The sequence below is a fragment of the Mesorhizobium sp. M7A.F.Ca.CA.004.06.1.1 genome (assembly GCF_003999135.1).
GTDB lineage: Bacteria > Pseudomonadota > Alphaproteobacteria > Rhizobiales > Rhizobiaceae > Mesorhizobium.
Genome location: NZ_RZPQ01000038.1, coordinates 1 through 17,601 on the forward strand (window position 1 = coordinate 1; position 17,601 = coordinate 17,601).

At 62.3% G+C, this 17,601-nt stretch carries 13 protein-coding genes and 1 pseudogene; 7 read left to right on the forward strand and 7 right to left on the reverse strand.

What is annotated here, in order from left to right; translation table 11 throughout:
• Window positions 1-718, reverse strand: a 718-nt coding sequence (locus EN906_RS04695; protein WP_281060435.1) for a BTAD domain-containing putative transcriptional regulator, incomplete at its 3' end; no start/stop codon positions are given.
• A 254-nt stretch (window positions 719-972) separates the two neighbouring features.
• Between EN906_RS04695 and cysK the strand changes: the two genes are divergently transcribed.
• From cysK to EN906_RS04730, 7 genes are all read left to right on the forward strand, one after another.
• The gene (cysK, locus tag EN906_RS04700; RefSeq protein WP_127268753.1) at window positions 973-2,061 is read left to right on the forward strand and encodes a cysteine synthase A; all 1,089 of its coding nucleotides are present in this window, start codon (window positions 973-975) and stop codon (window positions 2,059-2,061) included.
• A gap of 13 nt (window positions 2,062-2,074) precedes the next feature.
• Window positions 2,075-3,562, forward strand: coding sequence for an aspartate aminotransferase family protein (locus tag EN906_RS04705; protein ID WP_127268752.1), 1,488 nt, complete (start codon window positions 2,075-2,077; stop codon window positions 3,560-3,562).
• A 49-nt stretch (window positions 3,563-3,611) separates the two neighbouring features.
• Entirely contained in the window at window positions 3,612-3,968 is a 357-nt protein-coding gene (locus EN906_RS04710) for a hypothetical protein (RefSeq protein WP_127268751.1), read from the forward strand.
• Window positions 3,969-4,092: 124 nt separating this feature from the next.
• The gene (locus EN906_RS04715) at window positions 4,093-4,464 is read left to right on the forward strand and encodes a hypothetical protein (protein WP_027040247.1); all 372 of its coding nucleotides are present in this window, start codon (window positions 4,093-4,095) and stop codon (window positions 4,462-4,464) included.
• Window positions 4,465-4,578: 114 nt separating this feature from the next.
• On the forward strand, window positions 4,579-5,205 hold the full coding sequence (locus EN906_RS04720) for a CDGSH iron-sulfur domain-containing protein (RefSeq protein WP_127268750.1): 627 nt from the start codon (window positions 4,579-4,581) through the stop codon (window positions 5,203-5,205).
• Window positions 5,206-5,454: 249 nt separating this feature from the next.
• Window positions 5,455-7,497 (forward strand): hydantoinase/oxoprolinase family protein, encoded by a 2,043-nt coding sequence (locus EN906_RS04725; RefSeq protein WP_127269773.1) that lies wholly within the window; start codon window positions 5,455-5,457, stop codon window positions 7,495-7,497.
• A 98-nt stretch (window positions 7,498-7,595) separates the two neighbouring features.
• Window positions 7,596-9,764 carry a malate synthase G gene (locus EN906_RS04730; protein WP_127269223.1) on the forward strand — a complete coding sequence of 723 codons (2,169 nt, stop codon included), beginning with the start codon at window positions 7,596-7,598 and terminating at the stop codon, window positions 9,762-9,764.
• Between the two features lie 59 nt (window positions 9,765-9,823).
• On the opposite strand, the gene EN906_RS04735 is transcribed toward EN906_RS04730, so the two are convergent.
• The 6 genes and pseudogenes from EN906_RS04735 to gshB form a co-directional block, all read right to left on the reverse strand.
• On the reverse strand, window positions 9,824-10,363 hold the full coding sequence (locus EN906_RS04735) for a J domain-containing protein (protein ID WP_127269222.1): 540 nt from the start codon (window positions 10,361-10,363) through the stop codon (window positions 9,824-9,826).
• 270 nt (window positions 10,364-10,633) lie between these two features.
• On the reverse strand, window positions 10,634-12,166 hold the full coding sequence (locus EN906_RS04740) for a YifB family Mg chelatase-like AAA ATPase (RefSeq protein ID WP_127269776.1): 1,533 nt from the start codon (window positions 12,164-12,166) through the stop codon (window positions 10,634-10,636).
• Between the two features lie 259 nt (window positions 12,167-12,425).
• Window positions 12,426-12,608, reverse strand: coding sequence for a glutathione binding-like protein (locus EN906_RS04745; protein ID WP_127269651.1), 183 nt, complete (start codon window positions 12,606-12,608; stop codon window positions 12,426-12,428).
• Between the two features lie 170 nt (window positions 12,609-12,778).
• On the reverse strand, window positions 12,779-15,841 hold the full coding sequence (locus tag EN906_RS04750) for an SIR2 family protein (protein ID WP_164751138.1): 3,063 nt from the start codon (window positions 15,839-15,841) through the stop codon (window positions 12,779-12,781).
• 432 nt (window positions 15,842-16,273) lie between these two features.
• Window positions 16,274-16,426: pseudogene (locus tag EN906_RS38940) on the reverse strand (ATP-binding protein); the annotation flags it as partial.
• 183 nt (window positions 16,427-16,609) lie between these two features.
• Entirely contained in the window at window positions 16,610-17,551 is a 942-nt protein-coding gene (gene gshB / locus EN906_RS04760) for a glutathione synthase (protein WP_127266732.1), read from the reverse strand.
• Between the last annotated feature and the right edge of the window lie 50 nt (window positions 17,552-17,601).

Genomic DNA, 17,601 nt, shown 5'->3' on the forward strand with positions numbered 1-17,601 from the left:
GTTCACGGATCGCCTGCCAGGCCGCGCGAAGCGGTGCGAAATCAAGCTCCTCCGACCGGAACAATCGCTCCGCCGAAGCCAGGTGCTGCTCTGCCGCGGCGACCTCGCCGCGCCCGGCCAGATTGGACAGCAGTGCTGCATGCGCACGCGTGTCGAACGGCGCCAGTTCCACCCATGTGTCGAGATGGGCGATCGCCTCGTCACTATGCGCCGGCAGGCTCGCGACAAGCCGTTCCAGCACGGCGGCATGGCAAGCGCTGAAGCGGCGGCGCTGCGCGATCAGCCAGCTGTTGAAATGCGGGCTGCGCTCGAGCTCCAGCCCGTCGAGGAAATCGCCGGCAAACAGTTTGGCCAGCGCCCGCAAGCGGCCGACATCAAGCGTGCCGATCCCTTGCGCGGCGGCGCGGCTGACCTCCAGCGCATCGACCAGGCAATCGCTCAGATCGAGTGCTACCGTGTCGCCCTGTGTCACGACCCGGTGTCGGCCCGGCGCGTCGAGTGCGCCGCGCAGCTTGCTCAGGCACCAGCGCAGCTCGCCCCTTGGATCGTTCGGCACGTCCCACAGCAGCTCGCACAGACGGCTGCGGCTGACAGGATGCGGCGCCAGCGCCAGATAGGCCAACAGAGCGCGCAGCTTGCGTGACGACGGCAACGTAACCGGCACGTCATTGCGGGAGATCGCCAGCGGTCCGAGCAGGCGCACGGAAAGGACCGGCATGTCGCCGTCCGGCCTCGATCGGCTGGATTCCACGTGCGTTTCCACGCCTGCTCCCACGCTGGCCTGTCGGCCTCTCCTGTATCACCAAACACGACACGGCGCATCCGGCAGCGGATTTCAGCGCCGGATGCAGCCATTGCCGCTGTGCGGCATGTCAGTCCTAGCGCGGCAAGGTCACCAAACCTCGTCGCCCAACCCGCCGGTTTGTAACCGGCCCGTGAAGACAAAACGCGATGACAATCAAGGAGACCAAGATGTTGCAGCAGCAGAAGATCAGAACCACGGCCGGGCGCGGCCGCTTGTTCGACAGCATTCTCGACACCGTCGGCGACACGCCGGTGGTGCGCATCAACAATCTCGGACCGGCCCACGCGACGATCTACGTCAAGGCCGAGTACTTCAATCCCGGTGCTTCGGTGAAGGACCGGCTGGCGCTCAACATCATCGAGGAGGGCGAGCGCAGCGGTGCGCTGAAGCCGGGCCAGACAGTTGTCGAGGCGACCAGCGGCAACACCGGCATTGGCCTCGCCATGGTCTGCGCGCAGAAGGGCTATCCGCTGGTCGTCACCATGGCCGACAGTTTTTCGGTCGAGCGCCGCAAGCTGATGCGCATGCTGGGCGCCAAGGTGGTGCTGACGCCGCGCGCCGAAAAAGGTTTCGGCATGTACAAGAAGGCGGTGGAACTGGCCGAGGCCAATGGCTGGTTCCTCGCCCGCCAGTTCGAGACGGCCGCCAATGCCGCCATCCACGAGGCGACGACGGCGCGCGAGATCGTCAATGATTTCGCCGGCTCGCGGCTAGATTGCTTCGTCACCGGCTATGGCACCGGCGGCACGGTGGTAGGCGTGGCGCGCGTGCTGCGCCGCGAGCGCCCGGAAACCCGCATCGTGCTCTCCGAGCCGGCCAACGCGCAGCTCATCGGCAGCGGCAAGGTCCAGCAGCGCGGCGCCGATGGTGCCCCCGCCGCCAGCCATCCGGCCTTCGAGCCGCACCCGATCCAGGGCTGGACGCCGGACTTCATCCCCAACGTGCTGCAGGAGGCGATCGACACTAGCCTCTATGACGAGGTGATGCCGATCGCCGGGCCCGAGGGCATCAAATGGGCCAGGGAACTGGCGCGGAAAGAGGGCATCTTCACCGGCATTTCCGGCGGCGCCACCTTCGCCGTGGCACGGCAGGTCGCGGAGAAGGCGCCGGCCGGCGCGGTGATCCTGTGCATGCTGCCCGACACCGGCGAGCGCTACATGTCGACGCCGCTGTTCGATGGCATCGAGGCCGAGATGGATGCCGAGGAGGCCGCCCTGTCGCGCTCGACGCCCGGCTGCCAGTTCCCGGCGACTTGACGGGAGATCTGGTATGGACGCCATGCAAGAAAACCTCGGCCTGGTGGCCGAGGAAACGCTCGATCCCCTAGACTGGGCCGATGTGCAGGCCCTGTCGCACCGCGTCATCGACGATGCGGTCGATTATCTCCGCGATGTGCGCGACCGCCCGGTCTGGCGGGAGATGCCGGCCGATGTGAGAGAGGCCTTCTCGGCGCCGCTGCCGCGCTCGCCGGCGCCGCTTGCCGCCGTCTATGGCGAGGTCTCGCGCACGGTGATGTCCTATCCGATGGGCAACATCCATCCGCGCTTCTGGTCCTGGTACATGGGGTCGAGCAACTTCACGGGGGCGCTTGGCGATTTCCTGGCGGCCATCCAGGGCTCCAACCTCGGCGGCGGCAACCACGCGGCCGGGCTGATGGACAGCCAGGTGGTGAACTGGTGCAAGCAGATGCTGGGCTTTCCGGCTTCTGCCGGCGGCACGCTGGTCAGCGGCGGCTCGATGGCCAACATCATAGGGCTGACCGTGGCGCGCAACGTCAAGGCCGGCATCGACGTGCGCGAGCATGGCGTTGCTGCCATCGAGAAGCCGCTGCGCTTCTACGGCTCGGAGCAGATACACTCGTGCCACCGCAAGGCGATGGAGGCACTCGGCCTCGGCAACCGGGCACTGCGCCGCATCCCGACCGATAGCGGGCTGCGCATCGATATCGCTGCCTTGCGTGCGGCGATCACTGAGGACCGCGCAGCAGGGTTCAAGCCGGCCTGCGTCATCGGTACGGCCGGCACCGTCAACACCGGGGCGATCGACGATTTGCAGGCGCTTGCGAAGCTGGCACATGAGGAAGGCCTCTGGTTCCATGTCGACGGCTGCATCGGCGCGCTGATCGCCATTGCGCCTGAAAACGCGCATCGCGTCGCCGGCATCGAACGGGCGGATTCGGTCGCGCTCGATCCCCACAAATGGCTGCACGCCCCATTTGAGGTCGGCTGCGCCCTGGTCAGGGATGCCGCGGCGCATCGCCGGACCTTCGCGGTGACGCCGGAGTATCTCGAATCGACGCCGCGCGGCCTTGCTTCCGGCGAATGGCTGCATGATTACGGCCTGCAGACGTCGCGCGGTTTTCGCGCGCTGAAGGTGTGGATGGCGCTGAAGGAGCACGGCGTCGAGAAATTCGGCCGCCTGATCGACCAGAACATTGCCCAGGCCGTCTATCTTGCCGGCTTGATCGAGGCCGCGCCACAGTTGCAACTGGCGGCATCGCCGACCGTCAACATCGTCTGCTTCCGCTATCAGCCCGGTCTGACAGGCGAGGCTCTGAAGGCGCTCAACACGGAGATCATGCTGCGGCTGCAGGAACAGGGCATTGCGGCCCTTTCGGACACCACGGTGCATGGCGAGCACTGGTTGCGCGTGGCGATCACCAATCATCGCACACGGCGCGAGGATCTCGACCTTCTGGTGCATGAAACGGTGCGGCTGGGGCAAGACATCGCAACGCAGGGTTCCGCGCCTTCCTAGTTACGGGCAGGCATGCGATTCTGCCGCGATGATTCGGGAGATCCAGGTCGTGACGCTGTTTCGTATGGTTGCACTGGCGGCGCTGGTCTTCACCGCCTCGGCGCAGGCCGCAGACATGGCCTTCTTCGTGAAGAACCTGCGCAAGGAATCTGTCGCGGTCGAGCTGTTCAGCCGCGACCGTGAGACGGTCTGGCCGGGCAATGACAAGGTGTTCCTGATCGAACCCGAGTCGCAGAAATCCGTGCCGCTGTCCTGCAATCAGGGCGAACAAATCTGCTATGGCGCCTGGGCCGACGGCAACGACAGCCTCTCGGCCGGCGTCGGGCCGGACAATGACCAGCCCTGCGACACCTGCTGCTTCATCTGCGTGGAACACTCGACCGAGACGATCGATCTGGTGCCGTAGAGCGCGGAAGTTTCGTTGGACCCAAATTAAGTCAGGGATCGGCCCGTCCGGTCCACTTCCGCGATTCAGCGCTGCATGCAATGGTCGCCCCGCGGCCGGGTGGGCCGCATATTCGGGGGTTATCATGTTTCATGCCTATGCGCGCCGCATGCTGGCCGCGCTGTCCTTCGTCATGCTGGTTGCGTCGGCGGCGCAAGCCGACGATGTCACCTTCGCCATCAAGAACAGCCACCCGAACGCCATGCGCGTCGAGCTCTACAGCCAGGATCGCGACTATGTCTGGCCGGGCGAGGACAAGGACTATTTCCTCGACGACGGCGAGACCAAGCAGCTGCCGATATCCTGCAACGCGGGCGAATCGATCTGCTACGGCGCCTGGGTCGATGGCGACGAGGGCACCTATTGGGGCGTCGGTCCCGGCAACACGGAAAAATGCGAGGATTGCTGCTACACCTGTAGCGGCGGCGAGACCGAGGAGATCGAGCTGGTCCCCTGACCGGTTTGCCAGCTTGACGGTCTTCGGGCCGGAGCCATAGCCTGTGCAAATACCCAGCGCGCGCCGCCTCGAACTGTTCAGACGCGACGTGCTTCAGGCAAAAGGAGCCCAGCTATGGCCGGCATGGTCGAAAGCGACAAGATCGACGTCGGGTTTTCCGGCAAGCGCTGCATCCACTCGCGCAACTGCGTGCTCGGCGATCCGCATGTCTTCGTGCCCAACGCGCCGGGCCAATGGATCCATCCCGAAGCGGCCAGCGTCGAGAAGATCGTCGCCATCGCCGAAAGCTGCCCGTCGGGCGCCATCACCTATGTCAGGAAGGATGGCGGGCCGCAGGAGCAATCACCGGTGGTCAATACGGTGCGGCTGCGGGAAAACGGCCCGCTGGCGGTACACGCCGAGATCGTGCTCGACGGCGAGACTTCTTATCGTGCCACGCTCTGCCGCTGCGGCGCTTCGGAGAACAAGCCGTTCTGCGACGGCAGCCACAACAAATCCGGTTTTGCCGCCACCGGCGAGCCGCCGCTGAAGGACACGCTGGCGCTCGAAGCGAGGAACGGTCCGCTGAAAGTGACGCCGACCACCAATGGCCCGCTCAAGCTTGAGGGCAATCTCGAGATCGTCACCGGAACCGGCCATACGGTCGATCGTACGCAACGCGCCTTCCTCTGCCGCTGCGGCCATTCCGCCAACAAACCGTTCTGCGATGGGACGCACAAGAAGGTGGGGTTTGTGGGGTAGCTGCGATCTCCCTCCTTGAGGGGGAGATGGCCGGCAGGCCAGAGGGGGTCGTCTCGCGTAGAGCGCTGGCTTCCTCTTTCGCCTCGTATGAAGTCGCATCCAGTCTTGCCGACCCCCTCTGTCGCCTTTGGCGACATCTCCCCCTCGAGGGGGGAGATTACCCGTGGCCCAGCGCTCGCGGCTTTATCGCCCGCTCCGTATCGGCTAAGGGCAGGGACAAATAAATTGCCACCCGGACCGCCGCCAAAAATGACCGCCAAGACCAAGCCAAAGCCGCTGTTCCTCGGGATCGACACCGGCGGCACCTATACCGATGCCGTGTTGTGGTCTGAAACGGAAGGCCCGCAAGAAGGCCCGAACAAGGGCAAGGTGCTGGCCAAGGCCAAGGCGCTGACCACAAGGCATGATCTTGCCGTCGGCATTTCCGGCGCCGTCGATGCGGTGCTGCAGAAAGCCGGAACCGATCCGGCTCATATCAAGCTGGTGTCGATGTCGACGACGCTTGCCACCAACGCGCTTGTCGAGGGCCAGGGCGGCCGCGTCGCGCTGGTGATGATCGGCTTTTCCGAGGGCGACCTCGCCCGCGACGGGCTGAAGGCCGCGCTCGGCACCGATCCGGTGGTGTTTTGTCCGGGCGGCCACGACGTGCACGGCAATGCCGCCAGGCTCGATCTGTCCGGACTGGAAGCGGCGTTGCCGGAACTCGGCGCCTCGGTGTCCGGCTTTGCCGTCTGCGCCTATTTTGCCACCCGCAATCCGGCGCATGAGATCGCCGCCCGCGAGTTGATCCGCGAAAAGACAGGCCTGCCGGTCACATCGAGCCACGAGCTGTCGGCCAAGCTCGGCGGTCCGCGCCGGGCGCTGACCACTTTGCTCAACGCCAGGCTGATCTCGATGATCGACCGCCTGGTGGCGGCAACCGAAGGTTTTCTTGGAGAACGCAACATCGCGGCACCGCTGATGGTGGTGCGCGGCGATGGCGCGCTGGTTTCGGCCGCTTTTGCCCGCCAGCGGCCGATCGAGACCATCCTGTCCGGCCCGGCCGCCAGCCTGGTCGGCGCCCGCCACATGACCGGGCTCGACAATGCTGTGGTCTCCGACATCGGCGGCACCACAACCGACGTCGCCGTGCTCGACGGCGGCCGTCCCAGGCTCGACCCGGAAGGCGCCACCGTCGGCGGCTTCCGCACCATGGTCGAGGCTGTCGCCATGCGCACCTTCGGCCTCGGCGGCGATTCCGAAGTGACGCTGGAGGACGGCGTGCTCAACCCGAAGATCCTGCTCGGGCCGCGCCGCCTGGTGCCGCTGGCGCTGGCCGGCATGGCGCACGGTACAGCTGTCACCTCCGAACTCGAACGCCAGCTGCGGGCGCCCAATCCCGGCCGCATGGACGGCCGCTTCGCGGTGCGCACCGGCGTGCCGGACCGGCTCGCCGCAGGCCTGACCGGCGCCGAAGCCAAGCTCTACGAGCTGATTGGTGCCGTGCCGCTCGCCGTCGACAGGCTTTTGACCTCGAACGCGCAGAACGCGACGCTGAACCGGCTGGTGTCGCGCGGGCTGGTGCATGTCGCCGGCTTCACCCCGTCGGACGCTGCCCACGTGCTCGGCAAGCAGGCGAACTGGGATCCCATCGCCGCGCGCCTCGGCGCCGAACTGTTCGCCCGCAAGCGTGACGGCCGTGGCCAGAACATCGCAGCTTCGCCGGAAGCGATTTCGGAACGGGTGCTGGTGACGCTGACGCGCTGGTCGGCCGAGTATATCCTCGAGACCGCCTTTGCCGAGGATGGGCTCGATGGCGCGTCGACGGTGGCGCATGCCTTGGTGCAGCGCGCGGTCGACGCCCATCCCGGGATTGCCCGCCTGAGCGTTGCGCTCGACCGCCCGGTCATCGGCCTCGGCGCCTCGGCGCCGCTGCACTATGCCGGGCTGCCGCCGCTGATCGGCAATGACTGCGTGGTGCCCAGGGATACCGATGTCGCCAACGCGCTCGGCGCCGTCGTCGGCCAGGTCAGGGTTTCGGCCGAGGCGCGGGTCAGCCAGCCCATGGAAGGGCTGTTTCGTCTCGCCTCGGGCGAGACCGTGCGCGATTTCCTCGACGAGGCGACAGCGATCGCGGCGGCCGAGGCCGATGTCCGCGCCATCGTCGCGGAGCGCGCTATGGAGGCCGGCACCGACAGCGCCGAGATCGACGTCGCCACCGAATTCCGCGTCTCGACCGTCGAAGCCCAGCGCATGTTCATCGAGGCGCATGTGGTGGCGGTGGCCTCGGGAAGGCCAAGGATTGCGGTTTGAGCGGGGCGGCGAAATACGCCACCTTCACCCTAAGCTGAATTGACCCGGCAAACCTGACATGCCAAAGGCCCGCAAAGCCTTTCATCTGGAGTAGCCTGATGACCGACCGCATCGAGATCGCCGGATTGCGGATTGCCCGCGAGCTGCATGAGTTCGTGGCCAGGGAAGCGCTGCCGGGCACGGGCGTCGAAGCGGACGCCTTCTGGAACGGTTTTTCGGCCATCATCCATGATTTGGCGCCGAAGAACCGGGCGCTGCTGGCAAAGCGCGACGCCATCCAGGAACAGATAGACGGCTGGTATCGCGAGCATGGCGCGCCGGTCGACATGGAGGCCTACAAGGGCTTCCTGAAAGAAATCGGCTATCTCGTTCCCGAAGGCCCGGCCTTCAGCGTATCGACCGACAATGTCGACCCCGAAATTGCTGATGTTGCCGGACCGCAGCTGGTCGTGCCGGTGATGAATGCGCGCTATGCGCTCAACGCCGCCAATGCGCGCTGGGGTTCGCTCTACGACGCGCTCTACGGCACCGATGCCATCCCCGAAACGGATGGCGCCGAAAAGGGCAAGGGCTTCAATCCGGCGCGTGGCGCCAAGGTCGTTGCCTGGACGAAGACCTTTCTCGACGAGGCTGCCCCGCTCACCCTAGGCAAATGGGCCGGCGTCAATGGTCTGTCGCTGGCGCAAGGTGCCTTGCGGCTGAGCGCCGGCGCCGGCTCGACGACGCTGGCCGACCCCAGGCAATTCGTCGGCTACCGTGGCGACGCGGCCAATCCCGATGCGGTGCTGCTGGTGCGCAACGGCCTGCACATCGAGATCGCGATCGACCGCAACAACCAGATCGGCCGCACCGATCCGGCTGGCATCGCCGATGTCATCCTGGAATCGGCGCTGACCACCATCCAGGACTGCGAGGATTCGGTCGCGGCGGTGGATGCGCCAGACAAGGTCGTCATCTACCGCAACTGGCTCGGCCTGATGAAGGGCGATTTGGCGGAAGAGATCACCAAGGGCGGCAAGAGCTTTGTCCGCAAGCTCAATCCTGACCGCTCCTACACCGCGCCCGCCGGCGGCACGCTGACCGTGCCCGGCCGCTCGCTGATGCTGGTCAGGAATGTCGGCCACCTCATGACCAACCCGGCGATACTGGATCGCGACGGCAACGAGGTTCCGGAAGGCATCATGGATGCGGCGATGACGGCGCTGATCGCGCTGCACGATGTAGGGCCGAACGGCCGCCGCGCCAATTCCCGCGCGGGCTCGATGTATGTCGTGAAACCCAAGATGCATGGGCCCGACGAAGTCGCTTTCGCCGTCGAGATCTTCGACCGCGTCGAAGCGCTGCTCGGTATGGCCAGGAATACCATCAAGATGGGCATTATGGATGAGGAGCGGCGCACCACCGTCAACCTCAAGGAGGCGATCCGCGCCGCAAAAGCGCGCGTCGTGTTCATCAACACCGGCTTCCTCGACCGCACCGGCGACGAGATCCACACCTCGATGGAAGCCGGCCCGATGATCCGCAAGGGCGACATGAAGCAGGCCGCCTGGATTTCCGCCTACGAGGCGTGGAATGTCGACATCGGGCTGGAATGCGGCTTGGCCGGCCACGCCCAGATCGGTAAGGGCATGTGGGCGATGCCGGATTTGATGGCGGCGATGCTGGAACAGAAGATTGCCCACCCCAAGGCCGGCGCAAACACTGCCTGGGTGCCGTCGCCAACGGCGGCGACGCTGCATGCCACGCACTATCACAAGGTCGACGTCCACGCCGTGCAGGCGGCGCTGAAGAACCAGCCCAAGGCGAAGCTCGACGACATCCTGTCGGTGCCCGTGGCCGTGCGGCCGAACTGGTCGCCCGAAGACGTCCAGAAGGAACTCGACAACAACGCGCAGGGCATTCTTGGCTATGTCGTCCGCTGGATCGACCAGGGCGTCGGCTGCTCGAAAGTGCCTGACATCAACGATGTCGGCCTGATGGAAGACCGCGCCACATTGCGTATTTCCTCACAGCACATCGCCAACTGGCTGCACCACGGTGTGTGCAGCGAGGACCAGGTGATGGCGACGATGAAGCGCATGGCTGACATCGTCGACCGCCAGAACGAGGGCGACCCGCTTTACCAGCCGATGGCGGCCGATTTCGCCAAGTCGATCGCCTTCCAGGCCGCTTGTGACCTGGTCTTCAAGGGCCGCGTCCAGCCCAATGGCTACACCGAGCCGGTGCTGCACGCGCGGCGGCTGGAACTGAAGGCGCAGCAGAGCTGAATAGGCCAGTGTCGTGTATGGGCGGCGGGTTTTCGGCCTGCTTTCTCCGGGGTGAGGCGTCAGGGAGCTGTATGGTCCAGGAGCCGGATGGTGGGATCGCGACGGTGTTCGGAGTTGACCCGATCGACGCCTTCCACCGTAATCGCGATCGTCCCGTTTTCCACTCTTGCTATCCAGGCCTTCGCTTTCAGATACCAGAGATGAAATTCGAGATGCTCTCGCGGACAGCCTGATAAGCGTTCGAGCTCCACATCTCCGATCCCGGGATTGCTGACGTCGTGCCGGCGCTTCGCGTAAAGCAGCGACAGCAGCCTGGCCTGGATCACGACGTCACGCTCGATGCCTTTGGTGTTGCTGGCTTCCTCGGTCAATTCACGGCGAAGGCCGGCATGGTCCCTGTACGCGATGTCGTATTGTGCGCGTTTGACCGGATCCTTGAGCGTATTGTGGGCTTCCACGATTTCACTGAAACGGGCTTCATCGCCGGTTTCGCGATTGTCTGGATGATAGCGCATCGCAAAATAGCGAAATATGCGCTCCAGCGTTTCCGAATTGGCGTTCGGGCTAACTTCCAAAACTTCGTAGTAGTCAATGAACATAGCGGGCTCCCCGGCCACACCATATTCGCATTGTCTAAATAAGGAATGTCAATGCGGAGGCCAGGACCTTGGTCCGACGCCGATGACATCCACGCTTTCTGGAAGAGGAAGAAAATGGCCGGCGTCCGGTCGGTGGGGGCCGTTGGGTGGTGAGGACGCCGGCCAAGCGGACAATCAGGTCCGCCGCACCGTGGAGATGATCGATTCGCGGAGGCCGGGTTATGGCGTGATCGCGGAAGGCAATGTGGCGAGGTCGGCTTGTCGGCGGACCTACGCCGCCTGCGCCATCCGCTCCGAGCTCATGCGGTAGGAGATCGCTTCGGCCAGATGGATTCGGCCGACGGTTTCGCTGGCGTCGAGATCGGCGAGCGTCCGCGCCACCTTCAGCACGCGATGATAGGCCCGCGCCGAAAAGGCGAGCTTTTCGCTGGCGTCCTTGAGCAGCGACAGGCCGGCGGCGTCCGGCATGGCGATCTCGTCGATGACCGAGGGCGCGCAATGCGCGTTGGTGGTGGCGCGGGTGGCGCCGAGCCGCTCGAAACGTTCGCGTTGGATGGTGCGGGCGCGTGCCACACGCAGCGCCACATCGGCACTTTTCTCCGCCCGGTCGGGCCGGATCAGGTCGCTGGCCGAGACCGCCGGCACTTCGATCCTGAGATCGATGCGGTCGAGCAGCGGACCCGAAATGCGCGCCTGATAGTCGGTACGGCAACGCTCGCCGCGCAGGCAGCGATAGCCCGGCTCGCCGGCCATGCCGCAGCGGCACGGGTTCATCGCCGCCACCAGCTGGATACGCGCCGGATAGGTGACGCGATGATTGGCTCGCGCTATCATGCAGTCGCCGGTCTCCAACGGCTGGCGCAACGCATCAAGCGTCTGCGGCGTGAACTCGGGAAACTCATCGAGGAACAGCACGCCGTGATGGGCCAGCGACACCTCGCCCGGCCGCGCGCGGATACCGCCGCCGACCATCGCCGCCATCGAGGCCGAGTGGTGCGGCGCCCGGAACGGCCGCCGGTCGGTCAGCTTACCTTCGCCGAGCTCTCCTGCCACCGAGGCGATCATCGAGACTTCGAGCAATTCCTTCGGCGCCAGCGGCGGCAGGATCGACGGCAGCCGCTGCGCCAGCATCGATTTGCCGGATCCCGGGGGTCCGATCATGAGCAGATTATGCCCACCGGCGGCGGCCACTTCCAGCGCCCGCTTGGCGGTCTCCTGGCCCTTGATGTCGGCGAGGTCAGGCAAATCCAGAGCGGCGGCATGAATGCCGGGCTCGGGGCGCGACAGCACCTGCGTGCCGCGAAAATGATTGGCGATGGCGATCAGACTGCGCGGCGCCAGAATGTCGAATTCCCGACCAGCCCAGGCCGCTTCCGGCCCGCATGCGAACGGGCAGATCAGGCCCTTGCCCTCGGCATTGGCGGCGATCGCCGCCGGCAAGGAGCCGGCGACCGCGGCAATCGTGCCGTCGAGCGACAATTCTCCAAGCACGACATAGCCGGCCAGCATGTCGCCCGGAATGGCGCCAAGGGCAGCCATCAGGCCAAGCGCGATCGGCAGGTCGTAGTGGCTGCCTTCCTTCGGCAGGTCGGCCGGCGCCAGATTGACCGTGACTTTCTTCGACGGCATCGACAGGCCGGAAGCATGCAGTGCGGCCTGCACCCGCTCGCGGCTTTCGGCCACCGCCTTGTCGCCCAGGCCGACGATGTGCATGTTGACCTTGCCGGGCGCGATCATCACCTGCACGTCGACCGGCACGGCCTCGATGCCCTGAAAAGCGACCGTGCGAACCCGCGCCACCATTTCTATGCCCCCGGATATGCTGCGTGCCTAAGCCTACACGGCTAGGCGGCCAACGACATCGCCCAACACAAACATAGATTTCTGGGATAATCAAGAACAATACAGGAACAAAACCACCGCAGCTATAAATGCTATTCCGATCAACCTGAAACGCAGGTTGATCTCCGACCAGACATTGCGCCCTGCCACAGATTGCCACGGACTTGTCGCCCGCTGCAAAATGCACCGTCTAGCCGTCGCAGGATGGATCGACGTAACATCATGTTGTCGGAAAACTGCCGGCAGCCATGACCATGGGTATCCAAAGTACGTCCGTCATTAAGATATCGGCGGCGGAAAACTGTCCATCGACAAGCCACTCACGATGCGCCAGCGCAGCCTCGACTTGTTTCAAGCGCTGGAGCATCCAAGATTCGAGGAGGTTATTCTTGTCATTGGACATGCCAACGAACCACTATGGGCCCGTGGTCATGTCAATCGAATTGATTGCGGCAGCCACGTCCAAGGGCATTTTGGGCTGAGCTCGCCGTTGACCGATTGCTCTGAATTAAGCCTAGCCTTCTTCGCGCTCGTGGTCGGGTTCTATACAGCTCCGAACTGCCCCGAAGGCAGTCACAACGTTACGCTCGGGCGCCTCACTCTCATCGAACCTTCTCTCGACTTCCCAGCGAGGAGTGACGTCATCAGATTGGCCACGTCAGAACGATCCTTCATTTGCTCTAGCAATGACCCTAGTTTGCTATCATCGACAACGCCACGGGCGTAATAGCTCAAAACGAGCGCGCCATGCCACAAGCTGCGATCGCGACCGTCTACGCGGTCTGACTCTAGTATACCGACGATGCGCTCTTTCTGATCGGCATCAAACTGCGGCTTCCAATACGCCCGCGGAAACCCGACCACCCTTCCCAAAAAGAAGCCGGCAAGACTCGCTATAGAGCCGTCTAAGAAGTATAAGTTAGCAACAAGTTCCAAAGTACCTACCTTTGGTCTGATTGTTGTCTCACGATCGTGTAGAAGGGCTCTGGCCCAAAGCGCTGCCTCCGTATTATCGGAATCTTTGGACAAAATATATTGCTCTACCAAGGTTGCTGTGTCGTTGTCGGACCAGATATTTAGCGTCTCATGTGTCGAACTCCATATATCTCCCGAAATAGCAAGAAAATTTCTGCGGATTTCTTCGCTGTGGGTGCCTTTTTGAAGGCAATCCATCACTTCTCGATGGGCATCAGCCGCAACTGCATGCCGATTGTGTAGCCGCATAGCTGCGATAACCGCGTAAGTATTCCTCAGCCACAGCGACTCGGGTTGGAAGCCTTGTGTGTACAGTTGCCAAGCTTTCTCCTCAAACTCGATACCATACGGTCCTATTGCCAGAGTTCTCCACAGATCGGAATCATCCCGGCAACCTTTGGCGAGGAGTGCAAGAACTTCCAAACTTTTACTGAGGGTATCGGGGGACGCTTCGGCTTCTTCCGCAAGGCTCGTTAATAGTAGCTGGACTGCATTTTCTAATTTAATAGGCCCCATATCATCGTCGGAGCGAATCCTGTTGGCGATGGCCTTTTGAGCCAGTGTGTTCAATCTCACCAACAGCGGCTCTGCTTGCTTGCGAGCAAGGACTGCAGCCATAGGTACGACTTCTTTCCATTCCTCCCCTTCGAGATAGCGATTCAAAGGGGTCAGCGGTGTGTCTCTGCTCGTGTAACCCCTATAGTGGCCCTCAACTGCGGCAACTGCGGCTAGATATTCCTGGAATGTCAAATGTCGAAACTGATAAAATGGGACCGTTTTGTGCCCGTCTTTCTGAAGCCCGGCTTCAACGAGGAGACTGGACCTCAGCTCAACGCGCTTAACGAAGTCGTGCGGCGTGTCCCTTGCGTATCTCGTGATTTGGGGCACGTACTTCCGCGCGGCTTCTAATAACTTGATGAGTTCATGTTCTGTGGCCGTTTGCTTGCCCTGCTTATGTAGCTCAAACGCGACGTAGGCGAGTTGCGGAACTGCTTCCTTGACGTTGAGCGCCTCGTGACCCTTGATATTCCAAGTATCGAGGAGAACCTCCACCGCCCTGTCATACAAGCTCACTCTGTCGGGCGGGAGTCGTCCTGCTCCGTGCTTGACAACCAACAACATAGTCAGAAGCAGCGGGTTTTCCGCTAGTCTGCGCAAAGCACTGGATTGCATGATCCTAGCAGTTGTTTCGGCGGCCTCGGCCAAGGCTTCTGGTTTGTCGCCAGCCATGAGCTTGTGCCAATAATCGCAAAGTAATGCTATAGCCTCTTCGCTAAGGGGCGCCACGCGCCAGCGTTGGCAGAACCGCGCAAGCGTAGGAGCAATGAGTGCAAAGCCTGCTTCTCTGCTGGTTACGACAAGTCGGATCTTCGGATAGTCTTCTAGGAAACGCTCAAGGTGTTCGACAAAGGTAGTCCTATGGGCATCAACGTGGATTTCGTCTAAGCCATCTACCAATAATATAATATTTCCCCGACGAAGCATCGGAACAATGGCATCCCAGAAGTTGGACAAGTTCGTTTGCCCGGTGATCTGTGATAACTCGTTAAGAATTGTTGGGATTGGTTTTTGGATGTGGTCTCTCCACTCTCGACAGCGAATCATCACCGGAAAAAGCGTCACATCGGGCAGTTGGTCTCTGCTCAGCTTTCGTCGTTTCGGTTCGGCGTAAGCAACAGCCAAACGTTTCAGGAGCAGTGTCTTGCCGCCCCCTGGAAATGCCAAGAGCGCAATTCGCCTATTATCTCTGAACGCTTCACCAAACGTTTTGCCTCGCCCATCAGACTCCTGCCACTCAGATAGCTTTTGTTCTCGCTTGGGGTCGGTCAGCGGAAATTCAGGTGGAATAGGCACCACGTCCAACGGAACAAATAAGCGTTCGAGATCAAACTTCCGCTGTGCGGTGTCCATATCGGCACGCACCCCCTCTATCGTCATTTGACCGCAGTCACGAATGAGGAAGGTGCGATAGGCATCAAGGCATTGCGCTTCGTCAATTAGAGAACTTGAGGTGCGCTTGGGTTTCCTCTTTGCAGCCTGAACGTCGGCGACGATTTCCAAGAGTTTGGCTGGCAGATCGGCATGGTTAGGGTACGAGATAGGGTCGACGAACCCCTGCCAAGCTTGATCCTTCTTGCGCGGGCCGTAGTCCTTCTCTGTAACGAATGCATAGTGGAGCGGTGGGGCACCACCAATGTTCGTGCGGCACCAATTTATTAGCGCACTAAAGTTTGGGTCGGAAAAAGTGTCGCCACATCCAACAAAAAGAAGCTGACCGAATGAAGACAAAGATCGCTGGATGAGGGATCGCACTTCGCTAGTTAGTGTTGCGGTATAGTCGCGAATACCAAGAATGCAGGAACCGGGAACGTCCCATTTGCCATGAAGATGCAAAATGCCTGGATGATCTCGCTGCATCCAACTAACTACCTGCGAGGTGTCAGATAGTGTAATTCCTGGAAGGTCAGTCGCCTGTTCAAGTAACGTGTCGTAATTTAGCGTAGCCAACGGTATATTTGCGTCTCTGAGTGAGCGGATAGCTTCAGCCATCTTGCCGGTACCGCATTTCTCTCCAAAAAATAACTCTTGTAGCCAGCGTTCATACAAAAGCTTATCCGCACCTTGAAGCTTTTGAGTAACAAATTCGGCGGCTGCCAACATGTCATCGATGTCATCGGAGCCGAGGGTCCGGGCCCAACGCCGTTCTTGATCCTGGGTGATGCGGCCTCGTGCGCGTGCATATGACAAGCCCGTCTCGATCAGGCCTCGCCAACTGTGATGTGGAGCTTCAGCGGCCGCTAGGGCGCGACTGACGCCCGTACCCATGATAGCTACCAGTTTCCCTTTGTTCGCCGCCTCTTTAAGTACAGCTAACCCAGTCTTTGACATTCTTCCCCCAAATTCAGAACGGGAACACAAAAGAGGCGGCACTAGTTCTTGAGCAATACACAGGTCGCCTATGACTTGGATAGTGGCAACACTGGCGATCGCGGGGGATCAATCGCAAACCACTCGCTGTGGGCACTAGACCCTTTGACGTTTTGACGGAAGCGTACCCGACATTTGCCAAGTAGTTTTTGCATTCGGCTGCCTCGCGGCCTGCACCCGCTCGCGACTTTCGGCCACCGCCTTGTCGCCCAGGCCGACGATGTGCATGTTGACCTTGCCGGGCGCGATCATCACCTGCACGTCGACCGGCACGGCCTCGATGCCCTGGAAAGCGACCGTGCGAACCCGCGCCACCATCGTGCAACCCCAATTCAGGCTGGCCCCAGCCCCTGCGATCAGGCCAGGAATGGCCCGCCGGGAAGACAATCACACTTCCCCGGTCAAATCAAGAACATTACGGGAACGCATGACCGCTTGGGTTGCAGCGGAATTGAGCGCGGTTGCAAAAACGGAACATGGTTAAGACAAAATGAAAACGGCTTACCCGCGCTTTCCCTCGACCGCGTCCCAGAACAGGCTGGCGATGTCGGCGCCGCCGAAGCGTTTGACCTCGCGCACGCCGGTCGGCGAGGTCACGTTGATCTCGGTCATGTAGTCGCCGATCACGTCGATGCCGACCAGGATGAAGCCGCGCTCCTTCAGCGATGGGCCGATGCGGGCGCAGATCTCGCGTTCGCGCTCCGTCAGTTCGGTCTTTTCGGCGCGGCCGCCGACATGCATGTTGGAGCGGGAATCATGCTCGGCCGGCACCCGGTTGATGGCGCCAACCGGCTCGCCGTCGATCAGGATGATGCGCTTGTCGCCCTTGCGCACGTCCTTGAGATAGCGCTGTACGATGTAGGGTTCGCGGAACATCTGGCCGAACATTTCCAGCAGCGAGGCAAGGTTGCGGTCGGCCTCCAGCAGATGGAAGATGCCGGCGCCGCCATTGCCGTAGAGCGGCTTGACGATGATGTCGCCGAACTCCTTGCGGAAGGCGGCAACTTCGAGCGGATCCTTGGTGATCAGCGTGTCCGGCATCAGGTCGGCAAATTCGGTGACGAAGATCTTTTCCGGGCTGTTGCGCACCCAGGCCGGGTCGTTGACCACGAGCGTTTTCGGATGGATGCGCTCCAGGATGTGCGTGGTGGTGATGTAGTTCATGTCGAAGGGCGGATCCTGGCGCAGCAGGACCACATCCATCTCCGACAGGTCGGTACGCACCTTCTCGCCCAGCGAATAGTGGCTGCCCTTCTCGTCGCGCACCTGCATTTCCTCGATGCGGGCAAACACCTTGCCGTCGCGCAACGAGAGCCGATCCGGCGTGTAGTGGAACAGCTCATGGCCGCGCCGCTGCGCTTCCAGCGACAGCGCGAACGAGGTGTCGCCGGCGATCGACACGGTGGAGATGTGGTCCATCTGGACGGCGATTTTCAGCTTCATGGCGGGTCTCCGGCGGCTCGGATGGACGACTGTCTTGCCTGTACAGGCTC